The organism is Methanobrevibacter sp. AbM4, assembly GCF_000404165.1.
Classification (GTDB): domain Archaea; phylum Methanobacteriota; class Methanobacteria; order Methanobacteriales; family Methanobacteriaceae; genus Methanarmilla; species Methanarmilla boviskoreani.
In genome coordinates this window covers 403,860-426,350 of the sequence record NC_021355.1, presented here as the reverse complement: position 1 = coordinate 426,350, position 22,491 = coordinate 403,860, and the positions used below count along the sequence as shown (strand labels likewise).

Annotated in this window: 16 protein-coding genes and 5 tRNA genes; 2 read left to right on the top strand and 19 right to left on the bottom strand. The window is 30.3% G+C overall.

Annotated features, from left to right (window positions below; translation table 11 throughout):
* The first annotated feature begins 86 nt into the window (after nt 1–86).
* Nucleotides 87–1,853, top strand: coding sequence for an Ig-like domain repeat protein (locus ABM4_RS01750; protein WP_048200780.1), 1,767 nt, complete (start codon nt 87–89; stop codon nt 1,851–1,853).
* 87 nt (nt 1,854–1,940) lie between these two features.
* Here the strand turns inward: ABM4_RS01750 and ABM4_RS01745 are convergent, their stop codons facing one another.
* The 13 genes from ABM4_RS01745 to ABM4_RS01685 form a co-directional block, all read right to left on the bottom strand.
* Nucleotides 1,941–2,630, bottom strand: a complete 690-nt coding sequence (locus ABM4_RS01745) for a metal-dependent hydrolase (protein ID WP_016357964.1) — start codon at nt 2,628–2,630, stop codon at nt 1,941–1,943.
* Nucleotides 2,631–2,691: 61 nt separating this feature from the next.
* On the bottom strand, nt 2,692–3,402 hold the full coding sequence (locus tag ABM4_RS01740) for a hypothetical protein (RefSeq protein WP_016357963.1): 711 nt from the start codon (nt 3,400–3,402) through the stop codon (nt 2,692–2,694).
* A 712-nt stretch (nt 3,403–4,114) separates the two neighbouring features.
* Nucleotides 4,115–4,546 carry a NusA-like transcription termination signal-binding factor gene (locus ABM4_RS01735; protein ID WP_016357962.1) on the bottom strand — a complete coding sequence of 144 codons (432 nt, stop codon included), beginning with the start codon at nt 4,544–4,546 and terminating at the stop codon, nt 4,115–4,117.
* A gap of 6 nt (nt 4,547–4,552) precedes the next feature.
* Nucleotides 4,553–4,852 (bottom strand): 50S ribosomal protein L30e, encoded by a 300-nt coding sequence (locus tag ABM4_RS01730; protein ID WP_016357961.1) that lies wholly within the window; start codon nt 4,850–4,852, stop codon nt 4,553–4,555.
* A gap of 420 nt (nt 4,853–5,272) precedes the next feature.
* Nucleotides 5,273–6,544, bottom strand: a complete 1,272-nt coding sequence (rpoA2, locus tag ABM4_RS01725) for a DNA-directed RNA polymerase subunit A'' (RefSeq protein WP_016357960.1) — start codon at nt 6,542–6,544, stop codon at nt 5,273–5,275.
* Nucleotides 6,545–6,555: 11 nt separating this feature from the next.
* A complete protein-coding gene (locus tag ABM4_RS01720) occupies nt 6,556–9,114 on the bottom strand; it encodes a DNA-directed RNA polymerase subunit A' (protein WP_048200980.1) in 2,559 nt (852 codons plus the stop codon).
* A 94-nt stretch (nt 9,115–9,208) separates the two neighbouring features.
* Nucleotides 9,209–12,562: a DNA-directed RNA polymerase subunit B gene (locus ABM4_RS01715; RefSeq protein WP_016357958.1), complete on the bottom strand. Its 3,354-nt coding sequence runs from the start codon at nt 12,560–12,562 to the stop codon at nt 9,209–9,211.
* A gap of 589 nt (nt 12,563–13,151) precedes the next feature.
* Nucleotides 13,152–13,397: a DNA-directed RNA polymerase subunit H gene (locus ABM4_RS01710; protein WP_016357957.1), complete on the bottom strand. Its 246-nt coding sequence runs from the start codon at nt 13,395–13,397 to the stop codon at nt 13,152–13,154.
* 80 nt (nt 13,398–13,477) lie between these two features.
* Nucleotides 13,478–13,551: transfer RNA gene (locus tag ABM4_RS01705), tRNA-Lys, on the bottom strand.
* 92 nt (nt 13,552–13,643) lie between these two features.
* Nucleotides 13,644–13,715, bottom strand: a tRNA-Asp gene (locus tag ABM4_RS01700).
* Between the two features lie 126 nt (nt 13,716–13,841).
* A tRNA-Tyr gene (locus ABM4_RS01695) sits at nt 13,842–13,915 on the bottom strand.
* A 4-nt stretch (nt 13,916–13,919) separates the two neighbouring features.
* Nucleotides 13,920–13,994: transfer RNA gene (locus ABM4_RS01690), tRNA-Pro, on the bottom strand.
* Nucleotides 13,995–14,259: 265 nt separating this feature from the next.
* A tRNA-Thr gene (locus ABM4_RS01685) sits at nt 14,260–14,332 on the bottom strand.
* A 536-nt stretch (nt 14,333–14,868) separates the two neighbouring features.
* On the opposite strand from ABM4_RS01685, the gene thiM reads away from it, so the two are divergent.
* Nucleotides 14,869–15,744: a hydroxyethylthiazole kinase gene (thiM, locus tag ABM4_RS01680; RefSeq protein WP_016357956.1), complete on the top strand. Its 876-nt coding sequence runs from the start codon at nt 14,869–14,871 to the stop codon at nt 15,742–15,744.
* A 433-nt stretch (nt 15,745–16,177) separates the two neighbouring features.
* Here thiM and thiE read toward each other — a convergent pair whose 3' ends face one another.
* The 6 genes from thiE to tpiA form a co-directional block, all read right to left on the bottom strand.
* Nucleotides 16,178–16,804 (bottom strand): thiamine phosphate synthase, encoded by a 627-nt coding sequence (gene thiE / locus ABM4_RS01675; protein WP_016357955.1) that lies wholly within the window; start codon nt 16,802–16,804, stop codon nt 16,178–16,180.
* A 321-nt stretch (nt 16,805–17,125) separates the two neighbouring features.
* On the bottom strand, nt 17,126–18,445 hold the full coding sequence (locus tag ABM4_RS01670; protein WP_016357954.1) for an Ig-like domain-containing protein: 1,320 nt from the start codon (nt 18,443–18,445) through the stop codon (nt 17,126–17,128).
* A 204-nt stretch (nt 18,446–18,649) separates the two neighbouring features.
* A complete protein-coding gene (locus tag ABM4_RS01665; protein ID WP_016357953.1) occupies nt 18,650–19,882 on the bottom strand; it encodes a phosphoglycerate kinase in 1,233 nt (410 codons plus the stop codon).
* A 171-nt stretch (nt 19,883–20,053) separates the two neighbouring features.
* Nucleotides 20,054–20,689 carry an MBL fold metallo-hydrolase gene (locus ABM4_RS01660; protein ID WP_016357952.1) on the bottom strand — a complete coding sequence of 212 codons (636 nt, stop codon included), beginning with the start codon at nt 20,687–20,689 and terminating at the stop codon, nt 20,054–20,056.
* Nucleotides 20,690–20,806: 117 nt separating this feature from the next.
* Nucleotides 20,807–21,415: an N-acetyltransferase gene (locus ABM4_RS01655; RefSeq protein ID WP_016357951.1), complete on the bottom strand. Its 609-nt coding sequence runs from the start codon at nt 21,413–21,415 to the stop codon at nt 20,807–20,809.
* Nucleotides 21,416–21,650: 235 nt separating this feature from the next.
* The gene (gene tpiA / locus ABM4_RS01650) at nt 21,651–22,319 is read right to left on the bottom strand and encodes a triose-phosphate isomerase (RefSeq protein WP_040682456.1); all 669 of its coding nucleotides are present in this window, start codon (nt 22,317–22,319) and stop codon (nt 21,651–21,653) included.
* Between the last annotated feature and the right edge of the window lie 172 nt (nt 22,320–22,491).

The window sequence follows — 22,491 nt, the reverse complement described above, 5'->3', positions numbered from 1 at the left end:
TACGTGAAATCTAATGAAAAATTAAACTATTTAAATAGAATCTAAAAAAATCAAAACTAGAAATGCATTTATTTTTAATGTGTTTCTTGAAAACTAGAAAGGGTGAAAATATCAAACATATAAAATTTTCAATCTGCTTAGTTGTATTACTAATACTCTTTTTAAGTTTAGGAGGAATATCTTCAACAGACATAAGTGGAGACTCCCAAAAAGAAAGTGTAGAGATACAAGATAACGGAGATTTAAATGAAAACATGGTTTTATATGAAAACACAACGGTTTCTAACAATAAAAAATTGGATACCGTTGAAGACAGTCATAAAAACAGCAAAGACACAGCAAATGTTAAGGACAAAAACCTAAAAACAGCATCAAAAAGCAACCCAGTACCAAAAAATCCAGAAACAAAAAACAACAAACCAGACAATACAATAACAGGAACAAATTCCAAAACTGATATTTTAAAGGAAGATAACCTAACTGACATATCCATTAGTGCCGAGGATTTGACAATGAAAAGATATGACGGATCATTATTCATTGTAAGGGTTAAATGTTCCAATGAAAAGGTGATTGGAAAATACATTAAAATTACAATCAATAATAAAACATACTGGAGACCTATTAACAACAATTATCAGGCAAACATGACTATTTACTTTGGAATTGGAAACTATACCGCAGAATGTTCCTTTAATTATACAGGATATACACCATCCAGATGTAGTGCTAGAATTCAGGTAAATGACAATAAGCTTAAAACATCACTTAAGGGAAACAACATTACAATGTATTATCAGGACGGCAGTTCCTATTTCATAGAGCTTAAAGACGAGAATGGTCAGGCATTATCAAACAAAACAACCCATATAAAAATCAATGACCGTACTTATTACAAAAGAACAGACACATCAGGAATCGCCACACTTATAATAAATTATGCACCTGGAAACTACATAATTGAAGGAACATATAATGGAGATTATAACCATACAGGCTCTAGCACCAGAAATAATCTGACAATCTATTCCTATACTACCAAAATGGAAAGTTCCAATATTACAATGTACTATGCAAATGGCACACAATTGATTGGAAGACTTACAGATACAGATGGTATAGGCATTAAAGATTCATATATACGTATTCTTATAGGTGATCGTACTTATTATCGTAAAACTAATGATGAAGGTAAGGTAAATCTAAGTGTAAACCTTAAAGCCGGAGACTATAAAGCCACCATATTATTTAATGGTTCAAGGGGTTATCTTCCGTCAAATATTACAGTTTCCATTAAAGTATTGAACATTACCAGTAGAATTACCAGTTATAATATTAGTGGAGAATATGGTGACGATGCCATACTTACAGCACATATTGAAAACCAGAATGGTGAGGCCATTGTTAATGGATATGTTAAAGTATTAATTAACAATAGAACCTATTGGCGCAATACAAATTCCACAGGAGATATAAACATCAGTTTAAACTCACTATATGTAGGAAACTATGATGCCATAATAACCTTTAGTGGAAGTACTGGAGTATCCTCATCAAATGGAACATTAGTAATAAGAATAAAACCTAAAGATATAATGATCGTGTCATTAGGGGCTACAATTAAAAGAAATGGAACTTATAAAGTTGAGGTTTCTGATTATAATGGTAGAAAGATTAAAAAATGTCCTTTAACCTTTAAGATCAACAATAGAACCTATTACAGAAGTACCGATAATAATGGAATTGCTTCCATTACACTTAATTTAAGCAATAACTTATATGACATAATAGTTACAGCAAGTAAAAACTATAGGTCAAATACTTTATATGAAACCATTGATATTGTAAAATAGTTCTTTAAATACTCACTAGTTTTACTAGTGAGTTTATTTCTTTTTTTAAATATAGAGTATCTAGTTAAAAGTAAAGATAAAAACACATTAACCATCATAATTGGAAACAATCAAAGTGCTTGTACGATTATCAGAATCTGTAAAACTTAGATTTTTCTCTTCATCACCTTTAATGTCCAAGTTAACATTAACATATACCTTCTTGTCATTAAAACTAACTTTTGTATCATTTAAATGAGTTTCATTAATACTGTCGTTATCACTTGATGATATAAGATGATGGATATCATAAAAACCATATGAAAGTTCGGAAATAGCCAAAAAACAGGAAAAGATTACAATAACAAGTATCATGAAAAGGATAATGGTTAAAGCCTTTTCGCTTGCAGAACCTGTTCTAACTGCATTATCCTCCTTTCTAAAGACCTTATAATATAAAGAGTTAAATGGCAAAAATAATGGACAGCCCGTAGGGGTTAAAAGATCAAGTAAAATATGACTTAGAAATCCTATAAACATTGCCATGCCTATGATTGGATAAAAAACCATGATAATCAATGGAATGATAAGGATAGACAAAGTATGTAACTGACGTCTATGACTTGAAAGAAATCCCAACTCAATATAATCCAGAACAATCGATGACAAGGATATGAAAATAAGATACAGTAACAATTCATAGAAATTATAGATTAAATTAAAATGAACAGCTTTAAAAACAAATAGAATTAAAAACCCAAACAATAGACCAGTTATAATATGAGTAAACTTCTCCATACCATTCACCAAACTAATGGAAAAAACAAAATTAGATTTCTTGAAAAGACTAATGAAAGACTCACATCTTATTTAATAAAAAGTTTTCAAATTTATACCATGATGTAGTAATCCATATAGATCCAAGAATAATAAAAGCATATTTAAATTCAATGACAAATGCAATCGCCAGATACAATATGCCAAAAAGAATAGCAATGAAAACCAAATAAGGTTGTTTAACGATAATCATCTTATTTTCCTCTTCATTAACCTGAAGAAAATTATAAAGTATACTTCGTTTAGCTTTAATTGAAAATTCATCATCATATGTGTTTGCAACAATGTAAATATTACTGAAATCAAAAAAAGTATCGAAAAGGATAAAAGTATTTTCCTTAATACGGCTAAAGTTATCAAATAACAAAATAACAGTATCCTGATTAAAAACCGCATATGGATAGGAGGAAACATTATCCAAGGAAATATTGTTTTCATGATAACTCAATTTTTGACCATAGGATGAATCATTATAATAGATACTGAAAAACTCCTTTAACAAATCAACTAGAAAATCCAAACTTTTTGTTGTGATATCCTTATATTTTTTATCAAGACCAAATCTATGGAGAATTATCTTCATTATATGTTTTGAAGAGCTCGGATAAGTAATCTTTATAACCGTACCACATTCTGACAATATATCATATAATTCATTAAAATCACATTCATACAATAACAGATATTTATGTTGATATAGGATATTCGGAATATCCTCATATTCAAATTCCATAAAACCACCAAACCAATAAGGAAATTAATTATTATATTAGATTTTAAAATTAGAGATATATAAAAAGGGATAAAATCTTGAAAAAATCCGGAAAAAGATATGAAAATTAATATTAAAAAATATAAAAAAGTTTTAAAAGAAAATAAAAAAATCTGCAAAATTATAATAAATAATAAATATAAATAAAACTTTCTAGGAATCTTATAAAAAAATTATAAATTATTCATAAATTTAAGGATAATTTATTCTAAAAAATACAAATAAAACCTATTTAAAATATAAAGAAATTAATTAAAGAAAACAAATCATTACCAATTATAAAAATGTTTACTAAGTAAAAAATACAAAACAAATCATAATTATATACTAATTATCAAGAAATACACTAATTTTTTTGATAAACAATTTGAAAAATAGATGGAGTAATCTGAATATAAATTAAAAAATTCAATTTAAAAGTGTTAATAAATGAAAAATAAAGTCTAAATTCTTTAATCAAGATAAAGAATAATCAAAAAAATAACAATAAACAATTAAAAACCAATAAAACAGTTCATAATAATAAAAACAGATAAGCAAAAAAAATAACTAACATGTTTATAGAAAAAAATGAAAAAAAGAGAATCCTCTCTTTTTTTAAAAATTAAAGATTAGAATATTAATAAAAAATAATATTAAATGTAAAAAATAATTAATATGATAAACTAACTAATTATTTTAAGATAATATTACTAATATTATGTTGTCTATTTGCTAAAAGTTTAGCTCTTTCAATATTGACTCCATCTTTACCGATAGCAATACGTTTGTTGGTATTATCTGCGGTAACTGTAGCAATAGTTTCTCCAGATTCTTTTTTAAGAACTTTAATTGATTTAAGTTGAGCAGGAGCTAAAAGATTTTTAATGAAAACTGTAGGATCATCTGAGTGTTCGACAATTTCAACACCTTTATCAACAGCTCTTTTTACCTTATTAACTGTGCTTCCACCTTTACCAATTGCTAAACCCATATCTCCGTTTTTAACAACATAAGTAACTTTACTATGGTCTTCATCTACAAGACAATCTTTAACCATAGCACCAGTCATACTTTCAAATAATGCAATATATCTAATTTCATTAGAATTAAATTTAATAGACACTAAAATCTACCCCATTACTTCTAGTATAGTAGAATCTCCTGGATCGTTAATAACTAATGTAGCTACTGTGAAAGGTTTACCACATACTGAACCAAGAGTTACACTGGTACCTTCATAAACATAGTAAGGAACATTAGAAAGGTTAGAATAATATTCTACATCTTCAAGAATTTCTTTAGGACTGTTTTCTGCAACAATAACAAGTTGACCTTTTCCTAATTTTAAAGATTGAATTGATTTTTCAGAGCCTAAGATTACATCACCTGTATCTACTGCTACTCTGATTGCTCTATCTACGTCCATCATCTGCCTCCTTTAAAAATTTTTATAACATAATTAAACAGAATTTCAAAATACATATTCTGCTATGTAACAGAGTCTAGTTTTAGAGTCTTTATATATAAAGTTTAACTAAACACTGAAAAATGGAACAAAAGTTCCAAAATAATACATATGTAATACCCAATTCCATACTATTTTGAATAGTTTGAATTTTTAAACTGGATTACCTTAAAACCAATTAAGATTTTAACTCAAGTATAAATTTTATATTACAAATATAATTACAAATTAAACTAAAAAGTTTAAGCAAAACCATTAAACAAATAATGAGTTTTACATCTGAAACAAATAAAAAATAATGATACTATTTTTAAAATATCTCATTAATAAAATTTTCTTAAAATAAAAAAATAATAATTAAAGAATATAAAATACACTCTTCAATTAATACATACTTTTAGCTCTTTCTTTTTTGATAGCCTTAAGGGTTTTTTTAGCTTTAGCCCTATTGGATTTAGTAGTTTCTTCTGTTTGATCCTTATCCATTATGACATCTACAGATCCGGTACCTAATGGTATAGGTTGACCGACAATAATGTTTTCAATAACACCAGTAAGTTTATCGGTTTCCCCATGAATACTTGCCCTAAGTAAGTGTTTACCAGTTTCCTCAAATGCCGCACGAGCAAGGACAGAAGATTTTTCTCCACCAATACCATGACGACCAATAGATTTTACAACACCTTCAGAGGTCATCATATCAGCTACAAGCATAATATGTCTAATATCAACAGAAAGACCTTGTTCAGATAAGGTTCTATAAGCTTCATGAATAATAGCATTACGTGCAGCTTCAATACCTAAAACAACATAAATCTCATGGATATCGTTTGTAGTTGTTCTAACATTGTCAATTCCATCGATTTTAAGAATATCTTTAAGATTTGAACCTTCAGTATGTATAATCCATTCATCTTCTTTTCTGATAATAACTTTTCCAATACCTTTTAAACCACTGATTTGAGTATCTCTAACCTTATCTGCTAAAAGACGTAATTCCCTAATGGAAGTCTTAGATGGTTCAAAAGTAAATTTATTATCATCAACTTTAACCTTTTTAAATGATTTTTCAATGGTTGAAATTACATCATCATAATCAAGTCTTTTATCTGCAATTTTGTCCTTGTTTAAAATAGCATCCACTTTCATTTCAGCATAGTTTACATTGAAATCCTCAAGTACATCATTTATGGTACTTTTACCAATGTAGTTTGCAAGTTTACGTACAAATTCCTCATCTTGATTAAGTGCTAAACCATTTTCAGGATTTTCTTCAGAGGACAAATAAATATCCATTGTAGGTGTTGAAATCTTTTTACGAGCATCTACAATTTCAATAAGCCTAGGTAAACCTAAGGTTACGTTTAATTCTGCTACCCCCGCATAGTGGAAAGTACGCATAGTCATCTGAGTACCCGGTTCACCTACAGATTGAGCAGCTACAGTACCTACAGCCTCACCTGCCTGAATAAAGGATCTTTCATAAGCCTCTTCTACTTTATCAACTAAAGTATCTAACTCCTTATCGGTAAGATCCCTTCTAATGTATGCATCAGTTATATCTTCCCTATATTTAGGTGGGAAATTATAATTTTTACTATCAACTACTTCATTTACCTTTTCTAAAACTTCATCTTTAGTTAATTCACTAGCCATTATAATCCCCTCTATTTCTTAACCCTCATTTCATCAATAAGTTTATCAAGGTTTGCTACATGACCATGATCACTTTTAGCAGGATCTACACCATCTTCACCAAATAGTGTTTGAACAACCATACCTCTGTTATCGGTTACACGACCATTGGAACTAGCTTTTAAATCTTCAAGAGCGTTTACAAGTCTTCTTTGCATATAACCAGATTGAGCAGTACGAATAGCAGTATCTACTAAACCTTCTCTTCCACCCATAGCGTGGAAATAGAATTCAATAGGATCAAGTCCATCTTTATATGATGAATGTACAAATCCTTTTGCCTTAGCACCTAATTCGTTTTTCCTGAAGTGAGGTAATGTTCTTTCAGAGTAACCTCTGTGAATACGTCCACCACGAACGGATTGCTGTCCTACACAAGCGGTAATCTGAGTTAAGTTTAACATAGATGCCCTTGCACCAGTTCTTGCCATAACTACAGAATGGTTTGACATATCAAAGTAACTTTCAGCAATTTCTCCAGATTTATCCCTTGCTTCACCTAAAACTTGCATGATTCTCATCTCTAAAGTTTCTTCAAGGCTTCTACCTGGTAATGCTTCAAGTTCATCATTTTCATATGTTTTAACTAATAAATCTACCTTTTCTTCTGCTTTTTGTAAGTGTTCTTTAATACGTTCCTGAGCTTCCTCTGGAATTTCTTCATCATTAGTACTTGTAGTAATACCAGTTTTCATAATTCCACAGATAGCCATATCAGTAGAACGGTCAAGGAATTCCTTAGCAGCTGCAGGACCATATTCTTTAGTAATAGTATCTAAAATTTGACCAGATGCTGAACCATATGCTTTCTCATCAATAGCACCATAAAGTAGTTGACCATTTTTAATTACAACATATGCGTCGTTTTCACATTTTTCTTTAAGACATACATCACATTTTTGACAAATCTCAGCCTTATAAGTCATGTTTAAATCATCAGGTAAAAGTAAACTGAATAACTCTTTACCAGTCCAATTTTCATGTTTACGTTTTGGCATTTTAAGATGTGATTTTCTAATAACTTGGAAAGCCTGTTCCTCAGTAAATTCAGAACCAGTTCTAGTAAGTAGATATCCTCCGGAAATGTGATCGTGAATAGCACCAATAATAGGTCCACCAAACCTAGGTGATAGGATATGTTCCTGTACCCTCATAAGGGATTTAGCTTCAGCTCTTGCTTCATCAGTTTGGAAGATGTGCATGTTCATTTCGTCTCCATCGAAATCTGCGTTATATGGAGGACATACACATAAGTTTAACCTGAATGTTTTATAAGGTAGAACCTTAACTTCATGTGCCATCATAGACATTCTGTGAAGTGAAGGCTGACGGTTAAATAAAACCATATCTCCATCATGAAGATGTCTTTCTACAATGAAACCAGGTTCTAATTGTTCTAAGATTTTATCTTTAGTTTCATCATAGATCCTGATTTTTCTACCATCTAATCTTACAACATAATTTGCACCAGGATGAACATTAGGACCATTTTTAATATATTCCCTCATTTCATCAATATTCCACTCATTAACATAAGTTGGTACGGTTACCTCTTTTGCAATCATTTCAGGTACACCGACTTCGTTAATAGAGATGTTTGGATCTGGAGAAATTACAGTACGTGCTGAGAAGTTAACCCTTTTACCAGATAGGTTACTTCTGAACCTTCCTTCCTTACCTTTTAACCTTTGAGCTAATGTTTTTAAAGGTCTTCCAGATCTGTGTCTTGCAGGTGGTACACCACTTGCTTCATTATCGAAGTAAGTTGTTACATGGTATTGTAAAAGCTCCCATAAATCTTCAACAATAAGTTGAGGAGCTCCTGCTTCCATGTTTTCAATTAATCTTTGATTGATTCTTAAAATATCAACAAGTTTGTGAGTTAAATCATCCTCTGATCTTTCACCGGTATCTAAGGTAATTGATGGTCTTACTGTTACTGGAGGAACAGGAAGAACTGTAAGTACCATCCATTCAGGACGTGCAACTTCAGGATTTACACCTAAGACATATGCATCATCATCGGTGATTTTTTCAAGTCTTTCCCTAACTTCACTTGCTGTTAATTTATAATCTCCCTGGGTAATGGTGGTAGGTTTATCGATTTTAATATCTTCTTGTTCAGCACCACAGTGAGGACATGTATCTTTTTTAGCAGCTTTATAAACTTCTTTAATGATGTCATTTAAGTTTTCTTCATGTTCCTTACAGAAATCTATTTTTTGTCTGAATTCTTCTATTTCAACTTCATCTAAAAGGATACGGCCACATTCATTACAAGTTGAACGTAAGATTTTGTGAATAACATCACCAAAACCAACATGAATTACAGGTCTAGCTAAATCGATACTTCCAAAGTGACCTTGACATTCTCCACCTCTAAATCCACAAGTACGGCATTTTAAACTTGGATCTATAACACCTAAATGAGGATCCATTAAACCATTTTCAATAGGATAACCATCCTCATCATAGGTATCTGGAGTTTCAATCTTAACTACAGACATTTTCCTGATTTGATCTGGAGACATGAGTCCGAAGTTAATTTCTTGAATCTTTTTAATAATTCCTTTATCTCTCAAATTATTGGCTCCTTAATAATATTTAATTCAACAGTCCAACTCTCTAAACTTTGTCTCCTAGGACTAATTTAGGGAAGATACATAAACTCTTAAGTTCGTCAAGTAATAATTTAAATGCATAAGAGATTTCAATTGAGTATGATTCTGATTCACCACAGATAGGACAATAGGTTTTATTTCTACTTTTATCATATACTGCAAGCATACCACATTCTCCACAGACAATAGCTTCGTATTTATCTGATTCATCAAGTAATCTTTCTTTAAGTGCAAGAGCTGCACCATGAGCAATAAGACAATCTCTTTCCATTTCTCCAAACCTTAATCCACCTTCACGTGCTCTACCTTCAGTAGGTTGACGTGTAAGTACTTGTACAGGACCTCTAGAACGAGCATAAACTTTATCAGAAGTCATGTGGTGCAATTTCTGATAGAATGCTACTCCAACGAAGATTTCAGCCTCTATTCTTTCACCAGTTACTCCACTGTATAAAGATTCACATCCTGCAGATTCAAAACCATAATCAATCAAGGTTTGTTTGATGTGTTTTTCTATTTCAGGATTAAATGGAGTTCCATCTATCCTTTTACCTTCAAGACAACCAGCTTTACCAGCTACCATTTCAAGTACTTGTCCTACAGACATCCTTGAAGGGATAGCGTGAGGATTTACAATAACATCCGGTACAATTCCGTCTTCGGTAAATGGCACATCTTCTTGAGATAATATAAGACCTACTACACCTTTTTGACCGTGTCTTGATGCGAATTTATCACCAAATTCAGGTTGTCTAGTATCTCTAACACGTATTTTTGCAAGACGACTACCTTCAACAGTTTCAGTTAAGAGAACTGCATCAACAATACCCTTCTCACCATGACGTACAGTTACAGAAGTTTCTCTACGTTTCTCGGAAACAGTACCAAATTCATCGATTTCTTCAAGGAATCTAGGAGGTGATGTTTTTCCAATAAGAACATCTCCAGATTCTACATAACTTTCAGGATTTACAACACCGTCTTCATCTAGGTGTCTGTATGCAGCATCTGATCTGTATCCTTTAACGGATTTATCAGGAATCTCAAATTTATCCTCTTGTCCACCAGGATAACGTTTTTCAGAGGTATCATATGATCTGAAGAAAGAACTTCTACCTAAACCTCTTTCAATAGAAGATTTATTTAAAATCATAGCATCTTCCATATTATATCCTTCGTAACTCATTAATGCTACAACAAAGTTTTGACCAGATGGTCTCTTATCATATTCAGTTGAATCAATGATACGTGTTTTTACAATAGGTTTTTGAGGGTGATGTAATAAGTGTGCCCTAGTATCTGTACGTAATGCATAGTTAGATACATATAAACCTAATGCTTGCTTTGTCATACCGGATTCCATAGTGTTCCTTGGAGAGGAGTTATGGTCTGAAAATGGAATAATACCTGCACAAATACCAAGCATGGTAGCAGGGTCGATTTCTAGATGAGTATGATCTGGATTTAAATCTTTAACTGACATTGCAATGTATGCGTTTTCTTCCTCTTCAGCATCTAAATATTCAATAAGACCCATATCAATTAAGTCATTCCATTTAAGTTCCTTAGAAGCAACTTGATCAAGATGTTCTTTAGTAAGTAATGGAACACCATCCTTGACAATGATTAATGGTCTTCTTGCTCTACCTGGATCATTGAAGATATAGATTTCATTAGTATCATCATAATAGGTAATATTCATTTCTGATGATATTTCTCCAGCTCTTCTCTTTTCCCTCATTTCCTCTGTAAATGCTACCGGCTCATCACAGTTACCTAAAAGTTCACCATTGATGTAAATTTTAGCGTTGTTTCCATCAAGAACACCCATACTTTTAATAACATCAATAATGTCCTGTGTATCTGAACCTTCGGAAATCTTACATAATAGTGCTAAGTTCTTTACTAATCCACAGTTAGGTCCCTCAGGAGTTTCGTTAGGACAGATTTTACCAAATTGAGTTGGGTGTAAATCTCTTGCTTCAAAGTGAGGTTGACTTCTTGTTAAAGGAGATACAACACGTCTTAAGTGAGAGAGTGTACCCATATAACTAGTCCTATCTAAAAGTTGGCTTACACCAGCTCTACCTCCAACCCAGTTACCTGTTGCAATAGCATGTTTAATGTTTTCAGTTAAAACATCGGATCTTACTGCTTGTTTAATAGATAAATCTTTACCACGAGAGATACTTCTTTCCAATTGATAACTCATATCTCTTGTAAGGGAAGTATATGCTACCCTGAATAAATCTTCCATTAAATCTCCAGATACCCTAAGTCTTTTATTGGTATAATGATCCTTATCGTGAGGTTCACGTTGTTGATCTATAACCTGGAGTAACATTTCAGTCATTTCAGCTAAATAGATTGCTTTATTATGACGTTTCTCAGGTTCAATACCCATATGAGGTAATAAATACCTATCGATTACATCTTCTGCACGTTTAACACGGTATTCTTCAGTCATACCTTTAGCAACACGGTTACCGATATATTTAACTGCAGATAAACGTAAGTATTCATCTCTTTCCTCTTTGGACATATTTTCCATTTCTTTAGGATCTAATTTTAATGAATCTTCAGATACTTGAATATCATCTGCAATCATCATTTGGAAGTTGAAATCATCGGATATTGCAGTAATAATTTCTTGATCTGTAGAAAGACCTAAAGCACGTAAAAGAATTACAAGTGGAATTTCACCAGGAACATATGGGAAGGATATTCTTAAGAAAACACCACTTTTACGAGGTTTCTTATATTCTAAAGAGATTCTTGCTCTGAAACCACTTTTAATAGAAGTTACAATAGCTTTAGCACGTCTATCTTCAACTTCCCCAATACGTTCTAAGATAATTTTGTTTGGAGCGATTTCTTCCATTGTAACAACAGCTCTTTCAGAACCGTTTACAATGAAGTAACCGCCTGGGTCTTGAGGATCTTCACCTTTTTCGATTAATTCCTCATCAGTTAAACCATGTAAGTGGCAGATATTTGATTTAAGCATAACTGGCAATTCACCAATATATACATCTTCAAAATCAGCCTCAGGTTCACCTTCAATATCCAAAGCCATTTCTAAATACATATGTGCAGAATAGTTTAAATTCCTAAGTCTAGCTTCTGTTGGATAGATTGAACTTTTAGAACCGTCTGCCTCTTTAGTAAATGGTGGTTCAATATGCAATTTACCTGTACGTACAGTATATTTACCGTTTTCTAAACTAATAGGATCAGTAATATCTATGATTTTTTGAATACGATTATTTACAAAATCATTGTATGATTTAATATGATGATCTACAAGATTATATTCATCAAAAAATGCATCAACTAATTCCCATGTCTCTTTTGTCATGGACTTCCTCCAATATTTTTTAAATTCCAATGGAACAAACAATTTTAATAATAAAATCCTATGATTTTTTAAAATTTTAATTAATTTTTTAATTTACAAATTTAATTCCAAATTAAACAACTACTCTAAGAAGTTTTAGATAAAAAAATAGTAACCTGATTAAATTTTATTAATCATTTATTTAGTATAGATTATAATTTATAATAAAAATAGTGTTCTAGATTCCTAGTATTACTATAAAAAGAAGTAACATACACCACGTAAACACTAACAATTCTAATTTACCTTTACTGAAACATAATATGAACAATAAAGATTTATATTGATCTAATATATAATCAAAAGCATTAGACTTAATTATAAAGAATCTAAGGATTAAATGATAAAATATTAGATATTTTATAAAATCAGGAATTTAACTTTATAAAACATCTAATATTGTCAGTTAATAATCAATATCAATTATAATTTAAGTAAAAATAACTTACTTATAATTTAATAAAATTAAAAAAGTAAAAAAATATTATAAATAAGTTTTATCTTTTAATCTAATACTAAATATACTACCAGTTTTTATCAATATAAGAATTTACTCAATATTCCTATCTACAACTAATCTGTAGGTTACAAAAACTCCAGCAGTAGGACTATCACGAGTAATTCTAAGAATATCTCCTTCTTCTGCACCAATATCTTTACAAACAGGGTCTTTTAGAAGAATTTTAGGAAGATTTTCTTCATCATATTCTAAATTATCTAAAAATTCAGCTTTTTCTTCATTGTTCAAAATTTCATGTTTCGGAACTAAATTATGTTTTTGGATATCCAATTTCAAATTAATTTCCTCCAGCTTGAAAAAAATTGATAAAAAACACTATTGAAAAAAAGATAAAATTTAATATAAAAACAAGAAAACGGGCCCGACGGGAATTGAACCCGCGGCCGCTTGGTTAAAAGCCAAGCGCTCTGCCAGACTGAGCTACGAGCCCTTAAGATACTTAAATTTTGGAATTTTCCAATATTAATTTTCTATTACATACTATTTAAATCTTTTTATAAGAAGACTTGACTTTTTAGAAAGCGCCTTGGCCGGGATTTGAACCCGAGTCGCGGGCTCGACAGGCCCACATGATAGCCCCTACACCACCAAGGCACATCACTAACAAATCAACATATTAAGATTTTATAATATGCAACATTAAATACTTTTGTCTTTATAATATATAAAGGTTTCTATTAATCATAAAAATTTTATGAAAAACATGTCAAAAGTATTAAATCCCGCCTGCCGGACTTGAACCAGCAACATTTGGATCTACAGTCCAACGCTCTGCCAAATTGAGCTAAGGCGGGACAGTGGGACCGCCCGGATTTGAACCGGAGTCTCAGGCTCCCAAAGCCCAAAGGATCGACCAAGCTACCCTACGGTCCCATACAAAACTTTGAAATATTACATATAGCAACATTTCTACTTTCTTATATAAGATTAACTTAATATATAAAGCTTTCGTTTTTTACAGTAAATTTTAGTGAAAATTTCAAAAATTTCAAATTTTAAACATGAAAGTTTAAGATAACAAAATCTTAAAAAACTCATGAAATAAAAATTACCAAAGTTTAATAAAAACTAAAAAAATTCCATATTTTTAATCAAAATAAATAAAATAGAAATTGTTTTATAGATAAGTAATATTTAAAGCCCCAGGGGGGAATTGAACCCCCGACCACCAGATTACAAGTCTGGCGCTCTACCGACTGAGCCACTGAGGCATTATCAAATATATCAACATAAAGGTTTTTGTTAAATCTTACATATAAATGTTACGATAATTTTAGTTTTTAAATGGAAAATATAATGGAAAATTGAAAAACACATAAAATTAATAAGACAATAAAAAAATTTTATAAATAGCCTAATTTATTAAAAAATAATTAATTTAATTAAATCAAATAACAATATTGATTCAATCATTTTAATTAAACCTATAAATCACCATAAAGATTTTAAATATTTATGTAATAAAAACAAATATAACAATTGAAAAATTATATTTTTAAAGATTGATAATAAAAAAACAGATAATAATATTTTAGATTAATCTTAATTGAATTTAAAGTATATTGAATTCCCATATAATTAGAAGACATTTTAACTTAGGCTATAAACCAATTTAATAAATGTTTATAATTTAAGACTTGATTCAGATAGAAATTTAAACCATAAATTAATCTTAACAAATATTATTTTAATCTAAAAATCAATTTAATAAGTATTTCAATCTACAAACATTATAAAGGTAAATCATATGAAATGTGAAGAAATGTTAAATGAAACAATTAAAGCATTAAATAATCTTAGAGAAAGGGTTCCCCTAACTCAATGTATTACAAATAAGGTAACTGTTAATGACTGTGCGAATGCATTGCTTGCAATAGGCGCATCACCACTAATGAGTGATGAGGTATTAGAACAGAGGGAAATAGTTAGTATTGAACAGGCTCTTGTATTAAATATTGGAACCATTACTCAAAGTCAAGCTGGATCAATGTTTATTGCAGCAGATGAGGCAAATAAAACAGATACTCCCATTGTTTTAGATCCGGTTGGATTTGGAGTAAGTAATTATAGAAATACCATTGTAAGCAAAATAGCGAAAGATAATAAAATAACTGTTGTACGTGGAAATATGTCTGAGATTAAAGCCATGTGCAGTTACTTTGGTTTTTTAGACAATCTTGATTTAACAAAAGCTAAAGGTGTGGACGTAGCAGACAGTGATATTATTTCCGAGGACAATCTAGAGAATAATGCTAGAATTGTTAAAGAATTAGCAAAAGGATTAAATACAACTGTAATGGCTAGTGGTCCAATAGACATAATCTCCAATGGTAGGGAAACATATACCATTAAAAATGGTGACAGTCTCATGCCACGTATTACAGGTTCCGGCTGTATGTTATCATCCATTGTTGGAGGATTTGTAGGTTCCAATGACAATCCATTAATAGCAACAATAGCTGCAGGATTAGCGATGGGAATATCTGGAGAGATAGCTGCAGAATATTCAAGGGAAAATAATCTTGGATCTGGAAGCTTTAGAAATATACTCATTGATGAATTATATAAAATCAATAAGGACACTATCCTAAAAAGAGCAGAACTAGAAAAACTCGAATTATAATATACTTATTTTTAAATATAGATTAAGTCTATATTTAACTTTCTTTTAAAAAAAAACCGGTTTTAAACACATTTAAGTCTCTTTTTTTAAAAAACACGTTTTAAATATTTAATTTTTTTAACTTTTTTATATACTTAACTTAAAACAGTCAAGATTTACTTAATTAATTAATATTATAAGATAGTTAGTTTAATTGAAAATTATTATAAAATACCTAATTTATTTAATAGGACAATTATGAAAAAATCGAGTTTACCTAAAACAATAGAATAAAGCGCCGTTGAAAAAATGTTTCATTAAAAAAAATTAAGATAACTTATAAAAAAAATTGTAGAGATTCTATTAAAAATGGATTAAAATAACTTATAAAAAATAAGGTATGTCTTTTAATACAATCTATCTAGAATAAGACCTAATGAAAAAAATAGAAAGATTAAAGATTTTTAAATTCATTAAGCAAGTTTTCACTAGTTTTCTCAGGATTATCTGAGTCCATAATTGCAGATACCACAGCAATACCATCAGCATTAGAACCTTTAAGTTCCTTGACATTATTTTCCTTGATTCCACCAATAGCTACAACGGGAATACTTACAGCTTTTTTAATTTTTTTAAATTCTTCAATATCCACAGAGTCCGCATCGTCTTTTGTTGAAGTTGGAAATACCGCACCACATCCAATATAGTCTGCACCATCTTCCTCTGCCTTTACGGCTTCCTCAACAGTAGATGCTGAAATACCTAAAATTCTATCTGGACCAAGTATATCCCTTGCAACTGCACCATCAATATCATCTTGCCCTACATGTGCTCCGTCTGCACCTAAAGCAATTGCAATACTTAATCTATCATTAATTATAAGAGGTACATCAAATTTGTCAGTTATTTCCTTAACTGCTTTTGCTTTTTCATAGAAAGGTATAAGATCAAGTTCCTTTTCACGTACTTGTACTACACTTACTCCTCCTTTTAAACTATCTTCAACAATATTGAGGAATTCTTGATTTCTTTTATCTGTACTATTAGTAACTAAGTATAATGAATAGTCTATATCTTCCATATTAATCCTCCCTAATTTTATAAATAAATAATCATTAATAATATACTTTATATTATATGAATCTTTACATATATAAAATTTGAAATTAGATGGACTAGCAAATAAATAAGGGCATCAACCAATAAAGTAGCTTTAACTAGAAATAATTGACAAAATAAGTTAACTTCATTTAAGAATAAAAAAAAAGAGAATTGTTTAAGAAATTCTGATTTTAAAAAAAATATATTATAAAAGGGGATTTAAAAACCAAACACCATTCTAGTTACTATTAAAGTAGGGAATTGAATCTTAAATACTCCCTTTTAAAAAATAAATATTTAATTATCCGAAAATTTTACGTTCTACCTTTTCAAAATTACAGGAAGGTACCTTAGCTCCTACCTTTACATATGTATAACCTGGATATGTAAAAGATATATAGTTAAGACCACCGTCTTCTAACATATCCTCTCTAAAATATTCATTATGATAATCGGGTTTATTACATTTAAACCAGTATATATATGCACTTTCATATTTCCTATAAACAGTACCATATTTTTTTACCTTGCCAACATAATAGCATGGTCCCACATAGGTGTAGTGAGCTTTAACTGTATGATAAACAACCATACCTTTACACCGTGTTGTTTTATCTTTAGGACGGCCTGTAACAAATACGTCTGGTGGAAGTATGCGGACATATTTACTTACCGTCTTAGCAGAATACTCCTTTTGACCCATACTAATGGATATCTTATAAGTTTTAGGATAAACATCAATCTTAAATTTTGCAATACCATTAGAACCTGTTTTTACAACATTGTTTTTACCATTAATACGTAAAACTACTTTTTTGCCTTTAATAATCCTATTATTTTTATCTAATAATTTAACTGAAAAGTAAGATCCTTTTTTAATCTTATAACCACTGAGTATTTTAAATTTAGAAGGCATCTTTAATACATTAATAGTGTTTCTAACAGTTTTACCATGAGATTTAGAAGTGACAATATACTTACCTGGCCCTAGATTAATAGCTAAAGAAGCGATACCATTTTCATTAGTTTCAATAGTATAGGTATGTTTGGAAACTGTTACATCCACAAGTCTTCCAGATACAGGATTTCCGTCTGCAGTTAATTTAACAGTAAAACGATTAGGAGCACCATAATACTTCTTTAAATTATATCCTACAAGTTTAAAACTAGAATCATCATAAACAGTAATAGAATTAATAGAATAAGTATCCGGAGTATTGTTAAGAACAGTGTTTATTGTATGATATCCCAAATCCAAGTCAGATAAATATACCCCTGCATTGCCATCGTCATCGGTATAATCTGAACCATAAAACTTATCATCCACATAAAAATCAACTGGTTCATAGGAAACTGGATCACCATTACATTTAACAGCAACACTGTAATAGGTACCGTCACCATAATCCATGTCTGAATCATCTGATTCGATATAGTAAACAGGCTGATCATCTTCAGAATTACCTACAATCTGAGGATTTTCTAAATTATTGTTTGTAGTACTCAAATTATGATTCAAGTTTGAACCATTATTTAAATCAGCAGCAGAAATTGAACCTAAACATAAAAATAGCACTAATAGAACCATTAAAATTAATAAAGATTTCCTATATAATTTCATTCCATTACACCCCCTATTTAATTTTAATAGTATATTTAAAAATAAGAATTATTAAATTTTTTTATTTAAAATGAAAAATAGGATTTATTAATTGGTTATATTTTAGGCAAAAAAGAAAGAAGCAGGAGCAGAATAAGAACAAATAAAAAAAAGTAAAAGATGCAGAATCATCAATATAATAATTAACTAGAAGGATTGAAAGAATTAATGATAAACATGTCTAGACTTATTGTCAATTAATGCCTCTACAGCATCTAATTTCTTGCCTGCAAGAAGATTTATACAAGCTCCACCACCACTACTTACATGGTCAACCTTATTTTCATAACCCATACTTACAGTAGCTGCACCAATATGACCTCCCCCAATGATAGAGTATCCTTTTGATGAGGCGATGGAATTAATAATATCCTCGGTACCTATTGAAAATCTTGGATCCTCGAATACGCCTGCAGGACCATTGGCAAATATGGTCTTAGCATTTAAGATAATCTTTGAATATCTGGCACTTGTTTTTTTGCCAATATCGAATATGGAATAATTTGGAATATTGTCTACTGGAACATCTACCCTTTCCTCATCCTTCTCAATAGCTACATCCTCAGGATAGATAATATTGTCGGGATATTCTTCAAGTAACCTTTTACATACATCTATTTGATCAATATATCCCTGGGATTTAATGAAGTCCATATTAACCTGACCAATATCATATCCTGCCGCTGCAAGAAAGATGTTTGCAACCAAACCACTAGTTAAAACATAATCAGCAGTGCCATTCTTACAGACATTTTCTGCAACCATAATTGAATCGTCAGCTTTCATACCACCTAAAGCAAATACACATGGGGATTCAACATTATCCAGAGTATTCATAATTACATTTAATTCATGTTCCATTACACGGCCTGCTGCAGAAGGTGTATTTAATGTAAATCCTACAAGAGAGACCTGACCTCTATGAGCTGCTGCAAATGCATCATTAACAAAGAAATCGATTAATGGAGAAAGTTCCCTAACTATAATAGATTGAGCTTGCTGTTCAACTGGACGTTTTAATGATTCTTCTGCAAAAAATCTGACGTTCTCAAGGAGTAGAACTTCACCTGGACGAAGATTATTAATTGCAATTTTAGCAGGAGTTGAGAAAATAGAATCAACATAATGAACTTTACGATTTAAAAGACGGGTCAATACTTTTGAATGTTGCCTTAAAGTTGTAAAATCCTTTTTACCGGGACGTGATTGATGGGCTAAAAGAATCACCCTAGCACCTTTACGTGCTAATTCAGTGATAGTTTTAACATGTAATTTCATCCTTGTATCATCCAATATTACTCCAGTATTCGGATCAACCGGAGAATTAATATCAATTCTTAAAAGCACTGTTTTTCCTTCAACATCAAAATCATCAATAGTATAAAACTTACCAGCCATTGTCTCACTCTATTAAAATATATTATGAAATACTTTGTAATTTATGTTTAATAAAATTTAGTAAAAATCAGAATAAAAATTATAAAAAAATCAGGAAGCAATATTTTAAGTTTTTAATTAAAGGTATGTTTTTAAAAAAAAATATCTTCCAGATGAATATTTAAAATAGATTCAATACCATTTATTGGCATTGTCACTTGATAATTTTACATGTCTGTTTCCTTCACCAACAATATAAGGACCATGACCTGTAAACAAATTTTTAACATCCAGTTGGGCAAGACGTGCTAATGATTTTTTCATTTCATCAGTATTTCCTGTTGGATAATCGCTTCTTCCAAAACTACCATTGGAAAATACAGTATCCCCTGCAATTAAAGACTTACCGTCATATAAACAAATACCTCCAATAGTATGTCCAGGAGTATTTAACACCTTAAAATCATTAATCATGTCTCCCTCTTTAAGTTTATTTATATTAATATCAGGAACCCTAGAACCGAAACTTGTAGATACAGTAGTGTCACCATCCTCATTTTCTATAAATTTAGCATCCTCCTCATGCATATAAACTTCAAGACCATATTCCTTTTGCAGATATTCGTCTCCCCCAACATGGTCAAAGTGGCAATGGGTATTTACAATTCTATTAAAATCATCAAAGGATTTACCTGCTTCTTTTAAACTATCAGCCAAATAATTTATATTGCGGCCAGTACCTGGATCTACAATGACATCATCAAATACATATGTATTAGAATCCAAATCCATTCCAATAATAGCTATAACATTATCAACTCTTTCCATCATAACACCTGAAAATAGTAATTATTTTATATTATTAGATTTAATCTTAAATAATCTTTTAAGTGATTGATCAACTTTCACAATCTACAATATACAATCTAAAGATACATCCTATAATTATTTCAAACTTAATTTCATTCCATAACAGCCATTGGAATATCCTAGAAAATCAATCCAATGTTTACTGTCATATTTAAAACCCAATTTCATATAGAAGTTAGGAAGTTCCTTCTTGAAATATTCCACATCAAGCATGACACTATCACAGTTTAGGTCTTTTGCCTTATCAATACAAAAGTTTACTAATTTTGAACCTAGCCTATTATGTCTAAAGTTAGGATTTACAAATAGATTTCCAATATAGTAATCGTTATCACCTACATGTGAGGCAAAAAGATAATCATATAATGGAAACAGATTTATCTTAATGAAGTTAGAACATCCTGTCTCGAACAATGCTGATTTAACATCAGAATAGGTAAAATCTTCCCCCCTATAAGCTAAGACAATACCCAGAATATCCTCATCATGATCGTCATCATATGCAACTGTTAAGAATTTTCTATGATAAGGATTAACAATATCTGATTTAATCATTATACCGATTGCTTTTATAGAGTTTTTACGGTTATTAAAAAGCTTATCAAATGTTCTATCTGTTTGATAAATAAAATCAGCAATCTGGTAAATATTATCGGAGTCTTTTAATTGTCTAAATTTAATCATAATATCCTTAAAAATTGTTTTTATAAGTTATATTATTTTTAAAACTATTTAAATATTTTTAAAATAGAATAAACTTAAAAAATAAGTAAAATACCACAAAATCATTAAAATTAATTATTAGAATACATTAAAAAAATAAGTTAAAAACCATAAAAAATTACCAATACATTCAATGGATTTAATTATGAAAATATTTAAAAGAAGTTAAAGAAGTAAAATAAAAAATAGTTAATGATTATAATTTACTTACAAGATCAACTAAAGCTTTTTTAGGATTTTCAGCTTTTACAATGCCTGATGCAAGAAGCACACCTTCAGCACCTAAGTCTATTGCAGCACGCATATCCTCACCAGTAGATATGCCTGCACCACATAAAACTTTTACATCCGGATTGATCTCTTTTACCTTAGTTACAGTACCTTCAACAACTTCAGGTTCTGCCTGGGATACAGAAACACCGGTACCTATAAGTTGTGGTGGTTCAATAGCTACAATATCAGGATTAAAACAAGCAGCAGCCACACTGGTTTCAACATTGTTTGTACAGATACATGATATTAATTCCTCATCATGTAATTTCTGATTGACAGATTGAATATCTGCCAAAGTCAATCTTTTCTCGGAGTGATTAATTAATGAACCGTCAATACCATTATCCACTAAAGCTTCAAATAAAGTAGAACCGGTATGACTTCCAGGTGCAATAGCATCAATATGTTGGGATAAAACTGGAATACTTGTCTCTTCTTTAATCCTATAAATATCACATGCTTGAGGAGCAGCAACCATTGTAATACCAGTTTCATCAGCTGCACTCTCTAAAGATTTAGCTAAATCTAAAGCTTTTTCCCCACTTGCTTCCAAATATGTCTTAAAGTTTAAAATAACTACAGGAGTTTTTATACTTGCCATGAAATACCTCGTTAATTAAAGTTCAATTTTTTTAATTTTCAAATAATAATATATCCAATTAAATATAAATATTTTTAAAGATTAATAAATATCAAATTAAAATTAATTATATTAAAAAATAAATATAATTATATTAGTTTTAATAAAAATTAAAATATTATAA

What these genes read in the sequence shown, in the direction of transcription:
- ABM4_RS01745 (WP_016357964.1), bottom strand. Translation starts at nt 2,630, where the DNA reads ATGGAGAAGTTTACTCATATTATAACTGGTCTATTGTTTGGGTTTTTA.
- ABM4_RS01740 (WP_016357963.1), bottom strand. Translation starts at nt 3,402, where the DNA reads ATGGAATTTGAATATGAGGATATTCCGAATATCCTATATCAACATAAA.
- ABM4_RS01730 (WP_016357961.1), bottom strand. Translation starts at nt 4,852, where the DNA reads ATGATGGACGTAGATAGAGCAATCAGAGTAGCAGTAGATACAGGTGAT.
- rpoA2 (WP_016357960.1), bottom strand. Translation starts at nt 6,544, where the DNA reads ATGGCTAGTGAATTAACTAAAGATGAAGTTTTAGAAAAGGTAAATGAA.
- ABM4_RS01720 (WP_048200980.1), bottom strand. Translation starts at nt 9,114, where the DNA reads ATGTCTCCAGATCAAATCAGGAAAATGTCTGTAGTTAAGATTGAAACT.
- ABM4_RS01715 (WP_016357958.1), bottom strand. Translation starts at nt 12,562, where the DNA reads ATGACAAAAGAGACATGGGAATTAGTTGATGCATTTTTTGATGAATAT.
- thiM (WP_016357956.1), top strand. Translation starts at nt 14,869, where the DNA reads ATGAAATGTGAAGAAATGTTAAATGAAACAATTAAAGCATTAAATAAT.
- thiE (WP_016357955.1), bottom strand. Translation starts at nt 16,804, where the DNA reads ATGGAAGATATAGACTATTCATTATACTTAGTTACTAATAGTACAGAT.
- ABM4_RS01670 (WP_016357954.1), bottom strand. Translation starts at nt 18,445, where the DNA reads ATGAAATTATATAGGAAATCTTTATTAATTTTAATGGTTCTATTAGTG.
- ABM4_RS01665 (WP_016357953.1), bottom strand. Translation starts at nt 19,882, where the DNA reads ATGGCTGGTAAGTTTTATACTATTGATGATTTTGATGTTGAAGGAAAA.
- ABM4_RS01660 (WP_016357952.1), bottom strand. Translation starts at nt 20,689, where the DNA reads ATGGAAAGAGTTGATAATGTTATAGCTATTATTGGAATGGATTTGGAT.
- ABM4_RS01655 (WP_016357951.1), bottom strand. Translation starts at nt 21,415, where the DNA reads ATGATTAAATTTAGACAATTAAAAGACTCCGATAATATTTACCAGATT.